The following is an 18808-nucleotide window of genomic DNA, read 5'->3' as shown; positions in this document are numbered from 1 at the left end:
GAGTCATGGACTTCGGGGGAATGTTCGCCAGAGCGTCTGATCTGGCAGGGGATGCGGCGGTGGTCGCGGGTGACGATGCTGAGTTGTCGTCGCGGGTTGTGACGGTGATTCGTCTCAATCATGTTGTGGAACTGATACTTTTCCGGCTGGTGGGTGAGCTCGATGCTCGCGGGATCGCCAAGCGGAGGGGTGAGGGTTCCACTGCCAAGTTGTTGCAGCACGCGGGTATGGCGCCGGCGGTGGCGCACCGCTACGTGCGGGTGGGTACCGCGCTGGATGATATTGCGTCGGTTGCCGCCTACGCGGTCGATGGGTCGCTATCGGGTGAGCATGTGGATGCGATTGTGAAGGGCCTCAAGCATATTGAACGACGGATCCCCGAGCTTCCGGAAGCCGATCGGACCGACTGCGTGCGTGGACTGCTGACCGAAGCGTTGGGCACGAGTCCGGCTGCGGTGTCGGTGCGGGCGCGGCATATGGCGTTGGTGCTGTCGCCGCCCGACAAGGAGATACCTGACGCGGAGAATCATGAGCTCAACGACTTCACGCTCGGGATCGGTGACGACGGGCGCAGTCGCGGGACGTTGGATTTGGACAACCTGCTTGGTGAAAAGCTTCGGGTGGCGCTCGATCCGTTGTCGAAGCCGGTGCCTGAACCCGATGGTTCACCGGACAAGCGCACGAGTGCTCAGGTGCGTGCCGACGCGTTGGAGCGTTTGCTGGATTCGTATCTTGAGCAGGAAGATCGCCCGACGCGTGGCGGGGAGAAGCCGCATGTGGTTCTGACGCTGACACCCGAGGGGCTGCAGACGTTGCAGCTGAGCGGGATCCCGGGAGCGAAGGCGCCAGAGGTGGCGGCTGCGTTCGAGTGGACGGGCCCGGCGTCGGCGTCGACCGCGCAATTGGTGGCGTGTGATTCGGTGATCACGAAGGTCTTGGTGGACAACAACATGGTCCCGCTCGATGTCGGCCGCGACCACCGGACCGTCACTCCGGCGATCCGCAAAGCACTCATCGCCCGAGATCGGGGCTGTTCGTTCCCGGGTTGCGATTGCCCTCCCGGCCGCACGGACGCCCACCACATCCAGTTCTGGAGTCACGGTGGAGCAACGAGCCTGACCAACACCGTGCTGTTGTGCCGACGTCATCACCGATACATACACCACATGAGGTGGGAGGTGTTCATCGGTTCCGATGGGCATCCATGGTTCATCAACCCTGACGATGCGACCAAAACACCCTTGCGGTCTCACGCCCGCAGGACCATGACTTCCGACCTCGCCGCCGCATAACCAGGCGAGCCTCGGAACCGCAAGACCAGCCAACCTACGACGACACATTCCAAGAACCCCGAGCAACACAGCAATGGCTGTGTACTGCACGACCTTTGAGAACTGAATAGTGGAATCGAAGATCCGGGGCCATGACCCCGGCCCGGGTCAGGTGAACTCGCGCACCAGCGCAGAGCGCACACGGCCCGGCCGGGGTTCGTGGTTCCGAGACATTCGGCGGTTCTTCGGCGATGTCAGACCTCTGGTGCACCATCATCACCATGAGTATCACCGCAGTCGTACTGCTGATCGTCGGTCTGGCAGTCGGGTTCGCCCTGGGTTGGCTGGTGCACGCGAACAAGTCCGGCGCCCAGGTTGCTGTCGCCCGCGCCGAAGCCGACGCTGCGCACGCCAACCACGACGTCCTGGTCCGGTCGTTGTCCGCAGCCAGCGAGGACGCCGCGCGCAGGCAATCGGGCGCGATCGGGCAACAGGTCTCGCACATCGTGGGCCCCTTGCGGGAGACGCTCGATACGCTGGCCGGCGAATTGCGGCGTACCGAACGCAACCGCATCGCCGCCTACGCGGGCTTGTCCGAGCAGGTCACCGGCATGCGTGAGACCTCGGAACACCTGGGACATCAAGCGCAGCAACTCGCCGGTGCGATGCGTTCGCCGCAGGCCCGCGGGAGATGGGGCGAACTCCATCTCGAGCGGGTGATCGAGGCGGCCGGGCTTCAACGGCACTGCGACTTCACCACGCAGGTCAGCGGGACGACCGGTGACTCCACGCGAGTCCGCCCCGACCTGGTGGTGCACCTCGCGGGCGGTCGCGACGTGGTGATCGACGCGAAGGTCCCGCTGTCCGCGTATCTCGAAGCCTCCGACAGCACCGATCCCGCGGTGCGCACGTCGGCCTACCGCGCTCACGCCAAGGCGCTGCGCACCCACGTCCAGCAACTCGCGTCCAAGTCTTATTGGGAAGCGCTGCACAGCTCACCGGAGTTCGTGGTGCTCTTTGTACCGGGCGAGGCGATTCTGGAAATGGCCTGCCGCGCGGATCCCGAACTGATCGAATATGGATTCAGCAACAACGTTGTGATCGCCACCCCGACCAACCTCGTGGCACTCCTCCGCACGATCGCGCTGGGCTGGCGGCACGAAGCGTTGACCCGCGACGCCCAGCAGATCCATCAGCTCGGTAAGGAGCTGTACCAGCGCATCGGGATGGTGGCCCGGCACATGGACAAGCTCGGCGGATCGCTTGCCAAAGCAGTCGAGTCCTACAACAGCGCGATCGGCACCATCGATTCGCGTGTGACAGTCACCGCGCGCAAATTGTCCGACCTCGACGCCTTCGCAGACCTCGACGATCTCGAGCCGCCGGTAGCCATCGACGCCCAGCCCCGGCGTACCGGAATCGGCCTCACTTGAGTCGATCGGCTGCGGATTCCGCCGAATTCAGGACTCTGAACGGAGCACCTTGGACGCAGAGTCGCGAGTTTCCTAGTGAACTTCAAGCCCATTCCAAGTGGCACAGGACAACCTGATTCCAGTCGCCCTTCACCCCTGGAGTCATTCACATGTATGTCAGCCACGATCGTCGGTCCGATGTCACCGCCGCCACCTGCCCAGGCAGCGTTGCTGTCGGAGGATGGCTACTCACATTGGCAGCCGTCGCCGCGTTTGCGTTCACCACTGGCGATGCATTGCTGGACAACGAGGACTCGGTTCTGGTGAGCCAATCAGTTGCATCCTTCGACCCGAGTCTTTCGGCCACCGGATCGGCGCTGGCGATACACCAGACCTCGACGCACGTCATCGAGAACGGGGTGCACAGCACCAGCACCACTGCCCCCATCCCGGGGACAAAAACGGCAGCCGCGCCCGGCGGTACCTGTCACGCCCGCCCGGCAACCCCCGCCACCGGAAGCGTTCAGCGCATCAGCACTCGAGAACTCGCGTCGCGCTCGACCCACAACCGGAGCGGTGCGAGCCTGTCACGCATCTCGGCGACCGCCTGCCGAGTCGGTTCCGCGGCGAAGCTGAACACTGCCGGGGTCTCGTCCCCCGCCCTGTCCGCGGGTGCGGCACGCCCCGCGCAGGCCGGGCCGGCGGTGAACTGAACCGGCGACGTCACGCGCGTTCACTACCGGGATTCTCAGGGTTTACCGGTACGGTCAGTATGTGATTTCTGGCCCGCGCTCGCGTTCGGGGGTTCCCCTCGATGAGCAATCCGCACTACCCACCGCACCTGGTGTGCCCTGGTGGGGCGCTGTGTTGCTGGCGGTCGGCCTGACCTCGGTCGGAGCAGTGATCGTGGTCGCAGGCGACGCCACCGCACTCGGCTTTTCGTTCAAGGCCTTCTACATCGTCGGCTGTGTTGCCGCCGTCCTGGCCGTCCGGCGCCGCGCGCTGTTCACCGCAGTTGCACAGCCACCGCTGGTGCTGTCCGGTGTGGCAGTCATCACGCTCTACTTCTTGGTGTCCGGTACGGATTCAGGGATCAAGAAGCTGATCTTCAACGTGGCACTGCCGATTGCGAAGCTCTTCCCGTTGATGGGGTGGACCTTCCTCCTGGTTCTGGCCATCGGCGCTGCCCGGTTCTGGCTGACGCAACCCAGGAACGCCGCCAAGACTGTCAAGACCGGCGACCGCAAGCCGTCCGCGTCGCCCAAGAAAGCAGCCGCCACATCTGCTCCGCGTAGCACGGACAAGGCCCGCCCGAGCGAAGACAAAACCCGGACCGACAAGACCCGAGCCGACAAGACCCGAGCCCACAAGTCGCGCACCGGAGCATCCAAGCCCCCTCGACATCAGACCCGAGCAGCAGTGGCCGCCGAGACCGACGCCCCCGCACCGGCGCCCAGGCCTCGTGTGGCCCAGCCTCCCCGACCTCCGGTCCGCACCAGCGACCCACGCCTGCGCGCAACGGAGCGCGGCGATGATCTCGCCGTGCCGCCCCGACGTCGACGTGCGGCCCCAGAAGCACCGCCCGAGGCCCGTCCGCGGCGCGCAGCGACCTACGACGACCAGCCACCACCTGGCGCCCGTGCGTACCGCGGGCCGAACGATTTCATCTACGCACCACCACCCCGGATGCGCGACCGCGACCTTCGCTGACACCTGGCCGCACGCCCCGTCCCGTCAGGTCACGGTGTGAGTTCGAGCGTCTTGCGCGCCGCGCGGCCCAATTCGACTCCGTAGCCCGGCCCATGCCCGGCGGCGTGCACCGCCAGCGGATGCAGTTGGTGCAGCGGGATCCGATCAGGCCACCGGTCTCGGAGCGGGTACACCACCTGGTAGCCCTCGATGACAGCATCGAGGGCGGCACATCCGAACAGCGCGAGCATCGCCAGGTCGGTCTCACGATGACCGCCATGCGCGGCCGGATCGATCAGCACCACACCGTCGGGCGTCCACACCACGTTTCCGTTCCACAGGTCACCGTGGATGCGAGCCGGCGGCGCTTCGTCGTCGAACACCCCGGACGCGATCAGCGCGCACACCTCGCGGGTATCCGACTCGTCGGCCCGGCTCAGGTTTCCTGCGGCCACCGCATCATCGACAAACGCGAGTACACGCTGATGCGCGTAGAACTCACCCCAGTGTTCGGTCGGTGTCGACGGCATCGGCCGGTTCCCGATGAACATCTGACCGGTGAAGCCGGCCGGAGCGCTACCGAACCGGTCGGCGCCGGCTCCGTGCATCCGGGCGAGCGCGGCACCGAACTCCCGGGCATGCTGCTGCGTCGGTCCGGCGCTTGCCAGCCGGGCCAAGGTGATGTGGTCCGCCCCGACATCGACCACCTCGACAACGGGTCCGCCGGCCTCGGCGAGCCAGCGCAGACCCGCGGCCTCGGCAGCGAAGAAGTCACGATGGGCACCGGTTCGACTTTTGCGGAATTCACCTGAGCTCACCGCTCCAGCGTGCCGGACCGGTACGTGTCCCACTACCATTTGGTGATGGCCAGCCTGAAGCAGCGAATCATCGCCGAACTCGACGTGTCCGCGACCATCGACCCCCAGCAGGAGGTGGACCGGCGGGTGGACTTCCTCAAGCAGTACCTCCTGAGCACCGGCACCAGCGGCTTCGTGCTCGGAATCAGTGGTGGCCAGGACTCGTGCCTGACCGGTCGTCTCTGCCAGCTCGCGGTGGAATCTGTGCGCGCCGAGGGCGGCAGCGCAACGTTTGTCGCGGTACGGCTGCCCTACGGCGAGCAGGCTGATGAAGAGGATGCCCAGATTGCGCTCAAGTTCATCGACCCCGACCGCTCAGAGGTCTACAACGTCAAGCCCGGCTCCGACGCCACCGCCGAGGTCGTTGTGCAGACGCTCGGCGAACCGCTCCGAGACCTGGTGCGCGGCAACATCAAGGCCCGCGAGCGCATGATCCTGCAGTATGCGGTGGCCGGTCAGGAGAACCTGCTGGTGGTCGGCACCGACCACGCCGCCGAGGCGGTCAGCGGCTTCTTCACCAAGTACGGCGACGGCGGCGTCGACGTCACGCCGTTGACCGGGCTCACCAAACGTCAAGGAGCCCAGATCCTCCGGCATCTCGGCGCACCCGATTCGGTCACGACAAAGGTTCCGACCGCCGATCTCGAAGACGACCGGCCGGCGCTGCCGGACGAAGAGGTCCTCGGAGTCACGTACAGCCAGATCGACGACTACCTCGAGGGCCGCGAGGTCGATGCCCAGGCCGCCGAACGCATCGAATCGCTGTTTCTGCGCTCGGCGCACAAGCGCACCGTCCCGGTCACCCCTTTTGACGACTGGTGGAAGAGCTAGCGCTCGAATCCGACGCGGCGGCAGACGCTTCGAGGCTCCGGGCACTGACCCGGGCAAGGTGATCGAACTGGTTGTTCGCGATCCGCATGACGATTTCGTATGGAAGTGCGAACTTCCGGGACACCCAGTATCCGAACCGGATGTCGAGTGACGTGTAGACCATGAAGTGGTTCTTGCGAACACCTTTGAGAATGGCGTCCGCCGCCTTCTCCGGCGTCACCGCGACCTTGTGGAACCGGCCGACCTGGCGTGCGATGACCGGATTGTCCCGATCGATCCCGGCGATGTCGACGGTGTCCACCAACGGAGTGTCCACCCCACCCGGACAGACCAGCGACACCCCGATCTTGTGGCGGCGCAGGTCCATCCGCAGGACCTCCGACACCCCACGGATTCCGAACTTGCTGGCGCTGTAGGCGGCATGCCATGGGAGGGCCAACAGCCCGGCCGCCGATGACACGTTGACCAGGTGGCCACCGCGGCCACGGCGCACGATCTGCGGCACAAAACACTCGATGATGTGGATGGGTCCCATCAGATTGACGTCGACCATCTTCTTCCACTGGCGATGCTCGAGGTTTTCCACTGTGCCCCAGACGGATACACCCGCGATGTTCATGACGACATCCATCACACCGACCTCGGCATCGACCTGTTGCGCGAATCGCTTGACCCACTCGTAGTCGGACACGTCACCGGCGCGGTGGAACACCACCTTGCCGTCGTCCCTGCGGACCTCGGCGACGGTCTCGTCGAGGTTCTGCGAGTTGATGTCGGTGAGAACCAGGGCCGCACCCGCCCGCGCCGACGCCAGCGCGGTGGCCTTTCCGATTCCGCTGCCGGCGCCGGTGATCAACACCCGCTTCCCGCGGAGGTCTTTCACGGGCGGTTTCATCACCAGTAGGTCTTTGACACTCATGTCTCGACCCTACGGGTCACGCTCGGACTCAGACAGGTAGTTTGCCGCCAAAGATCTCGTAGAGCACCGAGAGCATCGCCTCGAGAACCTGCGACGCGGCGTCGTTGCCCTGCGTCGCCAGCAGCCCCGCGATTCCCTCCGAATCATCCGCCTCGAGCAGTGAGCTGACGAGCGGCAGGAGCGACTGCAGACCGGACAGGTCGATTCCCTCAGTCGCAGTACCGGATTCCGGCGCCGGCGGCGAAGAGGGCGATGACGTTCCGTTCTCGCTACCGAGCGGCAGGCTGGGGAGCCCCAGACCCGGATCCACCTTGCGAGTGGGGGTGGTGGGCTTGGCGCTCGTGGTCGGAGTCGTTGTCTTGGCGGTCGAAGCGCCCGGTGCCGGTGTTGTGGGTGCCGGTGAGGCCGTTGTCGACTGCGGTGCCACCGCCTGCGGTGTGGTCGTCGTGGGTGCGGCCGAGGTCGGTGCGGCCGGAGCAGGAGCAGCCGTCGACGAACTCGTCGCCGGCGCGGCGGGCGAATCCCCGGTCAACAGGAACCGGAGCATGCCGTCGATCAGTCCGACGGCGTACTTGAGCTGACCGTCGGGTCCGGTGAGGGCCGCGGCATCGGCGGTGTTGGAGAGGTTGCCCAGCTCGACAAACACATTGGGCACTTTGGTGAGGTTGGCCGCGGCGACATCCGACCTCGCCTGCACGCCGTCCTGCGCTCCGGCGTAGTTGGCGGGCACGAGCCCGGCATCCTTGAAGGCGTCGCGCATCAGGCCGGCGGCGTTGCGTCCGGGACCGGACTGGACCTGCTGGACGGTGGCATCGGGAACCGGGAGTTGCGGAACGATGATGTGGAACCCGCTCTTGGTCTCGTCGGTTCCGACTGACGTCGAATCTGCGTGGACGTTGACCGCGATATCGGCATTCGAGGCATTGGCGGCGTTGATCCGCTCGTCGATGCACCCACCCCACCCGGTGTCGTCCTGGCGACTGAGTACCACCTTGGCACCCTGGCTCTCCAAACCGGCCTTCACGAGCTGGGTGATGTCCCAGTTGACCTTGTGTTCGGCCACCCCACCCGGACTGGTGGCACCCGTGGTCTGGCACGCCTTGGTGCCACCACGGCCGTCGGGTACCGGCTTGTTCAGATCTTGACCCGCCGACGAACCCTGATGGCCGGGGTCGAGGAAGATGGTCTTTCCGGTGAGCGCGGTGCCCTGCGCCGGAGCGGGCTCGGCAGACGCCGTCGTGGGCATCGCGATCAGTGAAGCGGCGAGCGCCAGGGTGGTGAGCCCGGCCACGCGCATGGTCTTCTTGGTCACGGTGTTCCTTTCGCGTGCGCCGGAAATCGGTCCAGCGCGGCCTTCGGACCGATCAGTTGCTGGTGTGGCCGGCCAGGACTCGACTCGGACGCCACTTACGCAACATCAGTCACAAAATTCACTTCCGTAACAGTGAAGCAGCACTTGAGACTTTTGGGAAACCAGGCACCAGCGCCCCGGAAACCGTTGTGCGGTCGTGACCGAGGTGATGCTCAATCGTTTGGTCACGGCCTATGACGGCACCCGGGAATGCCGGTAGCCTGCCCTACCGCAGCGAGCGGGTGATGCTCAGCATCGACTGCTCGTCGACGTCACCGCTTGCCCGGCATCCGGCGAGTACTGCGAGCACGTGCGCCTCATCGATTCCCGCGCCGATGATCACCAGCTCGGTGCGGCGGGGCTCCCCCGGCTCCCAGGTCTGCGCTTGCACGCTGACGTAGTTGCCGACGGTGTGGACAACGTATTTGCGCCGGTGTCCTGCAACATCGAAGTACACAAACCCCTTGATCCGGAAGACGCCGGCGGGCGGTTGTTCCAGAAAAGTCGCCAGCGCCCGGGGCTCCATCGAACCCGGCTCGGTGAAGGTGATCGCCTGATACTCGTGGTGCAGGTGGCCGCAATGGTCGCCTTCTGCGGTGTCCGACAGTGACTCGATCAGCAGCTCGTCCAATCCCAACTGGCGGGGACCGGTGTCCGGTGGGCGACGCGGTGTCACGTCGGTCAACAATTCCAGGTCGACGACGGAATCGCGGGTCGCGATGATCGGAGCGGTCGGATTGTGGCCGCGGGCCAGCTCCCTGGCACCCTCGAGCGCATCGGCTTCGGCGAGGTCGACCTTGTTGAGCACGATCAGGTCGGCAAGCGCCAGATGCTGATCGATCTGTGCATGCCGCGTCCTGGTATCGGCATGGTTCGCGGCGTCCACCAGGTACACCAAGCCACCGTATTCGACACGGGAATTGTTGCTGCCCACCACCATCCGGATCAGGTTGCGCGGCTCCGCGAGCCCACTGGCCTCGATGACGATCAGGTCGAGGCCTGCCCGCGGCGCCGTCAGCGCCTCGAAGGTGGCATCAAGTCCGTCGTCGTCCACGGTGCAACACATGCAGCCGTTACCCAGGGAAACCGCGCCGTCGACCTGACCGGCCACCAGCATCGCGTCGATGTTCACCGATCCGAAGTCGTTGACCACCACACCGATTCGCAAACCGGACCGGGTGCGCAGCAGGTTGTTGAGCAGTGTTGTCTTGCCGGCGCCGAGAAATCCCGCGACCAGCAGTACCGGTATCCGCCTCACGCGTTTCTCATACCTCCGCCGGACCCAGACACTGCTCGCAGACCACCACCAGTTCGCGTCCGCCGGGATCCGGATAGTTCGCGACGTTCTTCGTCTCGCCGCCGCAGCGCGTGCAGGTCCCGATGACCTTCGTGTGGTCGGAGAAGTCCACGCTCATCCGTTTGTCGAACACGTACAGCGAGCCGTCCCACAGACCGTCGTCGCCGTACTTCTCGCCATAGCGAACGATGCCACCGTCGAGTTGATACACCTCGTTGAAGCCGCGGTTGCGCATCAGGACCGACAGCACTTCGCAGCGCACCCCGCCGGTGCAGTAGGTGACCACCGGCTTGTCCTTGAGGTGGTCGTAGTCACCGCGTTCGATCAGGTCGATGAAATCGCGTGTGGTCTCCGTCGGTGGGACCACGGCGTCGCGGAACCGGCCGATCTGGGCTTCGAGATGGTTGCGACCGTCGAAGAAGACAACGTCGTCGCCGCGCTCGTCGACCAGCTGGTGGACGGCCTCAGGACTCAGGTGGGTGCCGCCGCCGACAACTCCGGACCCGTCGACCTGCAACTCTCCGGGCCTGCCGAAGGTGACGATCTCGGGCCGGACCTTGACGCTCAGTCGCGGGAAGTCGTCGCCGAGTCCGTCGGACCACTTGATGTCGGCGTTCTTGAACGCCGGGTACTCCCGTGTCCCCCGGACATATTTCTTGACGGCACCGATGTCACCGCCGACGGTGCTGTTGATTCCGTGCTCGGAGATGATGATCCGGCCGCTCACCCCGGCTGCTTCGCATAGTGTGTGCTGCCAAAGCCGAATGGCCTCGGGGTCGGCGATCGGCGTGAAGACATAAAAAAGCACAATCTTGGGTGTCGACACAGAGGTAAGGGTACGGACATGGGGAAATCAGCGGTCGGGATGGTGCTGGTGTGCGCCGCGGCGATCGTCGCGCTCGGGGGATGTTTTGCCGAGGACGGGCCGAGCACAAAGGAGTTACCGCCGACTGACGAGTTGTCGACCGAGAAGTCGGTCACGACAACCACCACGAGCCGCTCGACGACCACCGCGGCCCGGTCCGGCGCGCAGACGATCGGGGAGGCGATCAGCATCGCACCGCGGGTCGACAACACCGACTACCACGAGGCGGCCCCGGCCGAGGGTGAGCCGGTCGAGGACACCTCCGAGTTCCACTTCAGCACGGCCGACGGCCAGGTGCGCTGCTCCACCGTGGACCGCGACACCGCCACCCTCGCGTGTGATGCGGCCGGCGGGGCGACCCAGCCCGAGCCCGACTCCACACCCGCGGGCTGCACGTGGCACGGCAGCTACGTGGTCCTCGCCGAGTCGTCCAGACAGGGCTCCTGCACCGACACGCCATGGGTCTGGGTTCGGAGCGAGCCCTTGCTGTCGGGTTCGACGATCTCGATCGGGAGGTTCCAGTGCCTGGCCGTCCCCACCGGCCTGTATTGCCTGAATACCAGGTCAGACAACGGCTTTGCCATCCGCGACGGTGCATACCGGGTGATCTCGGGCGCCGACCCGGCACCTGCCGCCCTCACCGAGATCCCCGCACCCGGCGCACCGGCCACCACCACCGGCTGACCGACCGAAAACCGCGTTAGACTTGCACATCGCATGTGTCCCCGGCCGGAAACCTGTTGACGTCCGTGAAAGGTGATGGTCATGACCTACCCCCCGCCGTACGACCCGAACAACGATCCGCTGCGCAAGCGCGACGACAACTCCGCGCAAGGCGGTACCCCGCCCCCGGGCCAGGAGTATCAACAGCCCGGGTACCAGGCGCCGGGCTTTCAGCAACCGTACGACCCGAACTTTCAGCAGCCGTACGCGAACCCCGGGTATCCGCAGTCCGGCTTCGGGCAGCCTGGTTACCAGCAGCAGCCGGGTTATCCAGCGCCTGCATACGGCTATTCGGTACCCCGCGAGACCAATTCGAGCGCTGTCATCGCACTGGTGTGCGGGATCGCGTCCTTCGTGATCTGTGGACTCGCCGTCATCCCCGCCATCATCTTCGGCAACAAGGCCGTCGAGGAGATCAACGCATCCGGTGGCCGTCAGGACGGCCTGGGCATGGCCCAGGCCGGGCGCATCATGGGATGGGTGGGTGCCGCATTGTGGATCATCGGCATCGCGTTGTTCGTGATCCTGCTGATCGTGGCCGCAGGATCGTCCACCACCACCTGACTCACGTCAGCAGCAGCACGCCACACGCGATCAGCGCGACGAGTTTGACCACCTCGAAGCCGATGTAAACCAGATGGACCCGCGAACCGGCCCCGCTCTCGTCACCGGCGAGTACGCGGTCCGAGCGGCGGGTCAGCGCGGGCCTGAGCCCCACGATCTGGACGGCCAGCGCGGCGACCGCAATGGCGGCGGTGGCCAGGATCGCCGATGTCGGTGAGCCGATGATCAGGCCCGCCACCAGCGCGACGGCAAGCACCACTTCGGCAATGTTCAACGCCCGGAACACGAGTCGGCCGATGCCCAGACCGATGCGAAGTGTGACGTCCGGTGCCCGGAACTTCAGCGGCGCCTCGATGAACGAGATCGCCAGCACCATACCGATCCACACGAATACCGCTGCTGTTGCCAATTCCATGTCGTAGACCTCGTCCTGATGGCGGCGACTAATCGTTTGGCAGACCGGAGAATTCGATGACCGCGATGAGGTCGTCGATGGCCTGGCAGAGCTCGATGATCCGCTCGACGGTGCCCGGCGCCGACAAGATCTTCAATCGGTCCGCCGGCCCCAGCCCCAGCCGGACCGCGGTGTCGTAGACCTTCGCATCGACGGGGCCCTCGCTCCGCAGCGGTTCGACCAGACGGTCTTCGACCACGATCCCGCGTACGCGCGACAGCACCGACGACAGACCGGTGAGCCGTTCCCGGATGGGTTCGAGATCTGCGGGGTACGCGATGGGATCAGTGCTCGGCCACATCGTGATGTCTGCCATCGGATATGGGTTGTCGGGCAGCCACGACCGCACCTGGAATCGATCCGTTCCGACGCATGAGAGGTGGTAGCGGCCATCGGGGCGCTCGGTGCATGTCTCGATGGCCGCCAGCGTCCCGACACCGACGCGTTCGTCTCCTCCGCCGACCTCACTGCCACGCGAGATCAGCACCACGCCAAAGCTGTTCGTTCCGTCGATGGCGGTGCAGTCGGCGACCATCTGCCGGTATCTGGCTTCGAACACCTGCAGGCTCAGGGTCTCGCCGGGCAGCAGCGTCATGCCCAACGGGAACATCGGGTGTGCGGTCATCCGTCAAGCATGCCTGCCGAAGTCCGCTTCGGACAGTCGGACCGGCCGATCGGTTCGGAAGAGCGTCATGTCAGTCCCCGGCCGAGCACGCGGTCTGTGCCCGCCGCGCGAATCGCCGACACCCGCTGCAGCACGCGCGCATACCGCGGCATGACCTCCGAGGGTTGATGACGTACGGCGTGGGTGATCCACGATGCCGCGTCGTCCGCCGTCAGCGCGGGCAGCCCGTTGTATTCGGCGGTCGGCGCGATCATCGGTGTGCGGATGAGCGGGAAGTAGATGGTGCTGACCGTGATCCCGTCACCGGCGAGTTCTGTTCCGATACTGCGGCCGACGATGCTCAGCGCCGCCTTCGATCCCGCGTACGCCGAGAACTTCGGCATCGATCCGGCCGGTACACCCCACGTCGAGATGTTGATGATGTGCCCGCTCCCACGTGATTTCATGCCGGGGAGGAATCCAAGCATCAGCCCCACCGGGCCGAAGTAGTTCACCGCCATGGTGCGGCGATAGTCGTGGAGCCGGTCCACCGAGTCGAGGGCGGTGCGCCGGATGGACCGGCCGGCGTTGTTGACCAACACATCTGGCGTTCCGTGTTCGGCGAGGATCTCGTCGACGAGCCGTCGCACATCGTCTTCGTCGGCAAGGTCGGCGGGATGGCTGTGCGCCGCACCGCCCGCGGCGACGATCTGATCGCGGACAGCGTTCAACCCCTCGCTGCCACGCGCAACCAGGATGAGTTCGGCGCCTTCGCGGCCGAGTGCCAACGCCGCCGCCTCACCGACTCCCGAGGACGCACCGGTGATGACGATGGTGCGACCACGGACCTGAGCCGGGGTACCCGCGGCGAGCGTGTCGTGGAGCGAGTACGGCCGAGCCAGACCGAATCGCGCAAGGTGTGCGCCGAGGCGCCGGGCAGTCTTCATGACTGCCCACCCTTACACACCCGACGCCACGTCGGGCAGACCTTCGGACCGGGACCGGCAGATCCGGCACCGGGGTCAGGACTTGTCTGCTGCGAACTCGCGGACGATCGCGTTGTTGAAGGCGGGCAGATCGCCGGGGTTGCGACTGGTGATCAGCGCATTGGGTCCGTCGGTGCAGACCACCACCTCGCGGTCCACCCACTGGCCGCCCGCATTCGTGACGTCCGTACGCACGCTCGGGTAGGACGTCACTGTGCGCCCGCCGAGGACTCCGGCTTCCACCAGCGTCCACGGCGCGTGACAGATCGCCGCCACCGGTTTGCCCTCGGTGAAGAACGACGAGATGAACCTCACCGCGTCGGCGTCGGTCCGCAGATTGTCGGGGTTGGCAACACCACCCGGCAGCACGAGTGCATCGAAGTCGGCTGACGGCACCTCCGAGACGATGGCGTCCACCGCGAATGTGTCGGCCTTGTCAAGGTGGTTGTAGGCCTGAATCTTTCCGGATTCGGTCGACACCAGATGTGGTGAGCCCCCGGCCTTGCGCACGGCCTCCCAGGGTTCGGTGAGCTCCACCTGTTCCGCTCCTTCCGGCGCCACGAGAAACGCGATCTGCTGTCCGTCGAGTTCATGTCCCATGTACTCCCGGTACCCGCCCGAGGGCGGGCGCAAACGACCTCAGTCCACGGCAACCGACGCCGAAGCAGGCCGTACCAACCCGCGCGGACGAACGATGCCGAGGTCAAGATGTGTGACCACACCCGCGGGCGCATCGCAGACATCGGGGATGGCGTTGGCGCCGATATACCCCGTCCACGGCAGGGCGCCGTTGCCGTCTTGGTCGTCGCGGCGGAGGCCGCGGGACAGGCTCAGGTCCAGCCCGGGGTCGCCTTCGATGACCACGCGGTAGCTGGTGTCGTCCGCGCAATCAAATCGAGGCGCAATGTCGTCGCCCATGGTCCAGAAGCCGTGGAACGTGATCAGCGGTGCAGCGTCGACCCATGCGGTCCACTCGTAGTGCTGCCCGGCGACGGTTCCGGCCTCGACGACGCCACCGGGGTAGGCGATGTCCGTGGTGGCGGTGGCCAATTCCAGCGTCGTGGTGATGTCGGTGATCGTCACGCCGAGGGTCTCGGCGATCATTTCCATCGACTGGGCGTAGATGTGATGGGTGTCCGGCGAACGGCTCGGGTTGGCTCGAACGTCGTCGGGTGCGCGCCCGAACCCCAGTGCCGGAATGTAATCGGAGGGATGGGCGAAGAAGTTGACGGTCTCGTACACGTGGATCCGGTCGATGCGCCCCATCAGGCGAATCAAGGTGAGCGGCATGAGATCGCTGATGAATCCCGGATGTAGGCCGGACCCGTGGAATGAGGTGCCGCCGTCCTGACACGCCGCCTCGATCGCGTCGAGGTACTCCCGTGTGCGTTCCGTCCGGAAGAAGGGGCCCATCGGACTGACCACGTTCTTGCCGGAGCGCAACAGCCGACAGACCGTGTCGAGGTCCGGAAGGGTTCCGCGGGGCGCGAAATGCACGCAATCGGCGTCCAGCGCGATGATGGCGTCGACGTCGTTCGTGGCGATCACACCGGTGTCCGGTAGATCCGCGAGGTCACCAGCATCCTTCCCGGCCTTGTCAGGGTTGGTGACCAGGACGCCAACCAGCTCGAAAGCCGAATTCTCCACGAAATACCGAATCGCCTGACGACCGACTTTTCCGGTGGCCCACTGGATCACGCGGTAGGTGGGTTCTGCATGCGACGTCGCCATCTGGCTCCTCGATGTGTGTTGGATCACTCAACCTAGCACGAAAAGAGTCCCCTTCTCGAAATTGAGAACAACGTTCCGAGGTCGAGCCGGCACCTACGCGCACCGATGCGCGAAAGACGTCTCGAATCGCAACGCAATCGCGCCACTCCAGCACTGGACGTGACCGACGTCACAGTTCTACCGTGGGGGTATGGCTACCAAGACATATCTGAAGCAGGTTGTTCACCACTGCCCCGTCTGCGGCCAGCACATGGAGGTGGAGGTCCACGAATTCCGCACATTTGGAGGCGATATCCACAAGACCAAGTCCGAGCCGACGTGCACGAACCCCAAGTGCTCGTCACACAACAACTGACCCACCAAGCAACCCCGAACGACCGGACCGCCGCGTCCGGTCGTTCGATGTCGTCAGCGAGGAGCCATGCGAATCGAACCGTCGACCCGAATGGTCTCGCCGTTGACATATCCGTTCTGTAGCAACGTGAGCGCCATGTCAGCGTAATCGTCGGGACGGCCGAGCCGCTTCGGGAACGGGACGTCAGCGGCAAGACCCTCCCGAATATCGTCGCGCAGACGGGCCAGCATTGGTGTGTCGAACACGCCCGGCGCGATGGTGTTCACCCGGATACCCACGCTGGCAAGGTCCCGCGCGGCCACGAGGGTCATGCCATGAACGGCCGCCTTGGAGGCGGTGTACGACGTCTGCCCTATCTGACCGTCGAAGGCCGCAACCGAGGCGGTCAGCACGATTGCGCCGCGCTCGGTGTCGATCGGCTCATTGCGCGCGATGCGAGATGCCGCCAGTCGCAGAACGTTGTACGTGCCGATGAGGTTCACCTCGAGGACATCTCGAAAGCTCTGCAGCGGGGCAGGATTCTTGTCGCGGTCGAGGATCCGCATCCGGTCGCCGCCCCGGCCCGCGCAGTGCACGACACCACGCAGGGGTCCGTGGGACTCGGCAGCGTCGAGCGCCTCGATGAGCGACGCCTCGTCGGTGATGTCGCCGGGAACGAACAGCGCCGCATCACCGAGGTTCTTCGCGGTCGTCTCACCATCCGATGCCGGAAGGTCGGTGATCACCACCCGGCCGCCACCGGCGACGATGGCTGCGGCAGTCGCGGCACCGAGTCCCGATGCTCCGCCGGTGACGAGGAACGTGTTGTCTTTCAGTTGCATTGTTGGACAGACTTTCTGTTGTCGGATTCAGCGCCATCGCGAGGTGCCGGTCACATCGCAAAAATGGTCGCATCGGACGCCGACCCCAGGCCAGCATTAGGCATTTGCCTGGTGTGATACACGCCACTGCGTGTGACGGTGTTGAGAGCAACTCACATCTGGAGGTACTGATGAGCGCACCGACAACCGGTGATCCGGGCCATGTGGCAGACGTCCTTGCCGACGCGGTTATCGACGATCGTGAGGCCGGCATCTACCGGACCAATCGGCGGATCTTCACCGATGAGGACATCTTCGAACTCGAGATGAAACACATCTTCGAGGGCAACTGGATCTATCTGGCCCACGAGAGCCAAGTCGCGAACCCCGGTGACTACTTCACGACGAACATCGGCCGCCAGCCCGTGGTCATAACCCGGGACAAGGACGGCGAGATGCACCTCCTCGTGAATGCCTGCGCACACCGCGGCGCCATGATCTGCCGGCGCAAGACCGACAACCGGACCACACTGACCTGCCCGTTCCACGGCTGGACGTTCCGCAACGACGGAACACTGCTCAAGGTCAAGGATCCCGACGGTGCCGGCTACCCGGAGTCGTTCAACGTCAACGGCTCTCACAACATGACCAAGGTCGCCCGCTTCGACAGCTACCGTGGCTTCCTGTTCGGCAGCCTCAACGACGACGTGCTGCCACTGCGGGAACACCTCGGCGACACCACCGCCGTCATCGACATGCTCGTCGATCAGTCACCCGACGGCCTGGAAGTCCTTCGGGGCTCCTCGACGTACACCTACGACGGGAACTGGAAGGTCCAGGCGGAGAACGGCGCCGACGGCTACCACGTGACCGCAACCCACTGGAACTACGCGGCGACGACGTCACGCCGCGACACCGGTGAATCGAAGAACGACACCAAGGCACTGGATGCCGGCGGCTGGGGCAAGTCCGGTGGCGGCTACTGGTCGTATCCGAACGGACATCTCTGCCTGTGGACATGGGCGGCAAATCCGCAAGACCGGCCGCTGTGGGACCAGCTCGACCACCTCAAGGCCCAGTTCGGCGATGCCAAGGGCGACTTCATGGTCAAGGGATCGCGCAACCTGTGCCTCTACCCGAACGTGTATCTGATGGACCAGTTCTCCACGCAGATCCGCCACTTCCGCCCCATCGCGCCCGACAAGACCGAGGTCACCATCTACTGCATCGCGCCCAAGGGTGAAAGCGATTCGGCTCGCGCACACCGGATCCGGCAGTACGAGGACTTCTTCAACGCCTCCGGTATGGCAACCCCCGATGATCTCGAGGAGTTCCGGTCGTGCCAGCTGACCTTCCGCGCGCAGGCTGCCCCGTGGAACGACATGAGTCGCGGCGCGGAGCACTGGCACGACGGCCCCGACGCCGTCGCCGGCTCGCTCGGTATGGACAACGTCATCTCGTCCGGCGTGAAAAACGAAGACGAGGGCCTCTATCCGGTTCAGCACGGGTACTGGCTGGACACGATGCGGGCAGCCGTGTCGTCCGAAGCAGACATCGAGGCAGGAGCACCCTGATGACAACCACCGAGACCGGCACCATGCTGATCACGCAGAACATGATCGAGCAGTTCCTGTACCGGGAAGCCCGGTACCTCGACGATCGTGAGTTCGAGAAGTGGCTGGAGTGCTACGCCGATGACGTCGTCTACTGGATGCCGTCGTGGGACGACAACGACCAGCTGGTCGAGAATCCCCAGCGGGACATCTCGCTCATCTACTACGGGAACAAAGGCGGTCTCGAAGACCGTGTCTTCCGGATACGCACCGAACGATCTTCTGCCACATCACTTCCCGAACCCCGCACCAGCCACAACGTCAGCAACGTCGAGGTGATCGAACGCCGCGGGGATCTCGTCGACGTTCGTTTCAACTGGCACACGATGTACTTCCGGTACAAGACCGTGGATCCCTATTACGGAACATCTTTCTACACAATCGACTTCACCGGCGAACAGCCGCTGATCCGCCGTAAGACCGTGGTGCTCAAGAACGACTACATCCACCACGTCGTCGACATCTACCACTTCTGAGAGAACGCAC

At 65.0% G+C, this 18808-nt stretch carries 21 protein-coding genes; 10 read left to right on the top strand and 11 right to left on the bottom strand.

Annotation, left to right across the window (positions count from 1 at the left end; all coding sequences use genetic code 11):
- The 4 genes from VIQ49_RS07045 to VIQ49_RS07030 form a co-directional block, all read left to right on the top strand.
- On the top strand, nt 1–1292 hold a 1292-nt coding region (locus tag VIQ49_RS07045), incomplete at its 5' end, for an HNH endonuclease signature motif containing protein (RefSeq protein WP_331882459.1).
- A 260-nt stretch (nt 1293–1552) separates the two neighbouring features.
- Nucleotides 1553–2704, top strand: a complete 1152-nt coding sequence (locus tag VIQ49_RS07040; protein ID WP_331882457.1) for a DNA recombination protein RmuC — start codon at nt 1553–1555, stop codon at nt 2702–2704.
- Between the two features lie 149 nt (nt 2705–2853).
- Nucleotides 2854–3396, top strand: coding sequence for a hypothetical protein (locus VIQ49_RS07035; protein ID WP_331882455.1), 543 nt, complete (start codon nt 2854–2856; stop codon nt 3394–3396).
- Between the two features lie 61 nt (nt 3397–3457).
- Complete coding sequence (locus VIQ49_RS07030) at nt 3458–4393, top strand: DUF6542 domain-containing protein (protein WP_331882452.1); 936 nt, start codon at nt 3458–3460, stop codon at nt 4391–4393.
- 29 nt (nt 4394–4422) lie between these two features.
- Here the strand turns inward: VIQ49_RS07030 and VIQ49_RS07025 are convergent, their stop codons facing one another.
- The gene (locus VIQ49_RS07025; protein WP_331882450.1) at nt 4423–5229 is read right to left on the bottom strand and encodes a fructosamine kinase family protein; all 807 of its coding nucleotides are present in this window, start codon (nt 5227–5229) and stop codon (nt 4423–4425) included.
- Nucleotides 5230–5235: 6 nt separating this feature from the next.
- Between VIQ49_RS07025 and nadE the strand changes: the two genes are divergently transcribed.
- Nucleotides 5236–6060 carry an ammonia-dependent NAD(+) synthetase gene (gene nadE / locus VIQ49_RS07020; protein ID WP_331882447.1) on the top strand — a complete coding sequence of 275 codons (825 nt, stop codon included), beginning with the start codon at nt 5236–5238 and terminating at the stop codon, nt 6058–6060.
- Here nadE and VIQ49_RS07015 read toward each other — a convergent pair.
- From VIQ49_RS07015 to VIQ49_RS07000, 4 genes are all read right to left on the bottom strand, one after another.
- The gene (locus VIQ49_RS07015; protein WP_331882444.1) at nt 6029–6979 is read right to left on the bottom strand and encodes an SDR family oxidoreductase; all 951 of its coding nucleotides are present in this window, start codon (nt 6977–6979) and stop codon (nt 6029–6031) included. The genes nadE and VIQ49_RS07015 overlap by 32 nt on opposite strands.
- Before the next feature lie 28 nt (nt 6980–7007).
- Nucleotides 7008–8291 carry an N-acetylmuramoyl-L-alanine amidase gene (locus tag VIQ49_RS07010; RefSeq protein ID WP_331882441.1) on the bottom strand — a complete coding sequence of 428 codons (1284 nt, stop codon included), beginning with the start codon at nt 8289–8291 and terminating at the stop codon, nt 7008–7010.
- A 265-nt stretch (nt 8292–8556) separates the two neighbouring features.
- The gene (locus VIQ49_RS07005) at nt 8557–9588 is read right to left on the bottom strand and encodes a GTP-binding protein (protein WP_331882439.1); all 1032 of its coding nucleotides are present in this window, start codon (nt 9586–9588) and stop codon (nt 8557–8559) included.
- Between the two features lie 7 nt (nt 9589–9595).
- The gene (locus VIQ49_RS07000; RefSeq protein WP_331882437.1) at nt 9596–10453 is read right to left on the bottom strand and encodes a rhodanese-related sulfurtransferase; all 858 of its coding nucleotides are present in this window, start codon (nt 10451–10453) and stop codon (nt 9596–9598) included.
- An 18-nt stretch (nt 10454–10471) separates the two neighbouring features.
- Between VIQ49_RS07000 and VIQ49_RS06995 the strand changes: the two genes are divergently transcribed.
- Both VIQ49_RS06995 and VIQ49_RS06990 read left to right on the top strand, forming a co-directional pair.
- Nucleotides 10472–11176, top strand: coding sequence for a hypothetical protein (locus VIQ49_RS06995; RefSeq protein ID WP_331882434.1), 705 nt, complete (start codon nt 10472–10474; stop codon nt 11174–11176).
- Between the two features lie 81 nt (nt 11177–11257).
- A complete protein-coding gene (locus VIQ49_RS06990; protein ID WP_331882432.1) occupies nt 11258–11779 on the top strand; it encodes a DUF4190 domain-containing protein in 522 nt (173 codons plus the stop codon).
- 1 nt (nt 11780) lies between these two features.
- Here VIQ49_RS06990 and VIQ49_RS06985 read toward each other — a convergent pair whose 3' ends face one another.
- The 5 genes from VIQ49_RS06985 to VIQ49_RS06965 form a co-directional block, all read right to left on the bottom strand.
- Nucleotides 11781–12194: a hypothetical protein gene (locus VIQ49_RS06985; RefSeq protein ID WP_331882430.1), complete on the bottom strand. Its 414-nt coding sequence runs from the start codon at nt 12192–12194 to the stop codon at nt 11781–11783.
- 28 nt (nt 12195–12222) lie between these two features.
- Nucleotides 12223–12858 carry an LON peptidase substrate-binding domain-containing protein gene (locus VIQ49_RS06980; protein ID WP_331882428.1) on the bottom strand — a complete coding sequence of 212 codons (636 nt, stop codon included), beginning with the start codon at nt 12856–12858 and terminating at the stop codon, nt 12223–12225.
- 65 nt (nt 12859–12923) lie between these two features.
- Complete coding sequence (locus VIQ49_RS06975; RefSeq protein ID WP_331882426.1) at nt 12924–13784, bottom strand: SDR family NAD(P)-dependent oxidoreductase; 861 nt, start codon at nt 13782–13784, stop codon at nt 12924–12926.
- A 75-nt stretch (nt 13785–13859) separates the two neighbouring features.
- On the bottom strand, nt 13860–14423 hold the full coding sequence (locus tag VIQ49_RS06970) for a type 1 glutamine amidotransferase domain-containing protein (protein WP_331882424.1): 564 nt from the start codon (nt 14421–14423) through the stop codon (nt 13860–13862).
- A gap of 39 nt (nt 14424–14462) precedes the next feature.
- The gene (locus tag VIQ49_RS06965; RefSeq protein WP_331882422.1) at nt 14463–15554 is read right to left on the bottom strand and encodes a hypothetical protein; all 1092 of its coding nucleotides are present in this window, start codon (nt 15552–15554) and stop codon (nt 14463–14465) included.
- A 190-nt stretch (nt 15555–15744) separates the two neighbouring features.
- Here VIQ49_RS06965 and VIQ49_RS06960 point away from each other — a divergent pair, with 190 nt between their 5' ends.
- Complete coding sequence (locus VIQ49_RS06960) at nt 15745–15909, top strand: hypothetical protein (RefSeq protein ID WP_331882420.1); 165 nt, start codon at nt 15745–15747, stop codon at nt 15907–15909.
- Between the two features lie 53 nt (nt 15910–15962).
- Here the strand turns inward: VIQ49_RS06960 and VIQ49_RS06955 are convergent, their stop codons facing one another.
- The gene (locus tag VIQ49_RS06955; RefSeq protein ID WP_331882418.1) at nt 15963–16730 is read right to left on the bottom strand and encodes an SDR family oxidoreductase; all 768 of its coding nucleotides are present in this window, start codon (nt 16728–16730) and stop codon (nt 15963–15965) included.
- A 170-nt stretch (nt 16731–16900) separates the two neighbouring features.
- On the opposite strand from VIQ49_RS06955, the gene benA reads away from it, so the two are divergent.
- Together benA and benB are read left to right on the top strand one after the other, a co-directional pair.
- A complete protein-coding gene (benA, locus tag VIQ49_RS06950) occupies nt 16901–18283 on the top strand; it encodes a benzoate 1,2-dioxygenase large subunit (protein WP_331882416.1) in 1383 nt (460 codons plus the stop codon).
- Nucleotides 18283–18798: a benzoate 1,2-dioxygenase small subunit gene (benB, locus tag VIQ49_RS06945; RefSeq protein ID WP_331882414.1), complete on the top strand. Its 516-nt coding sequence runs from the start codon at nt 18283–18285 to the stop codon at nt 18796–18798. The genes benA and benB overlap by 1 nt, the downstream gene beginning before the upstream one ends.
- The last annotated feature ends 10 nt before the right edge of the window (nt 18799–18808 follow it).

Source organism: Williamsia sp. (genome assembly GCF_036566845.1).
Classification (GTDB): domain Bacteria; phylum Actinomycetota; class Actinomycetes; order Mycobacteriales; family Mycobacteriaceae; genus Williamsia.
The sequence above is the reverse complement of the archived record's forward strand: the minus strand, read 5'-3'. Positions and strand labels throughout refer to the sequence as shown.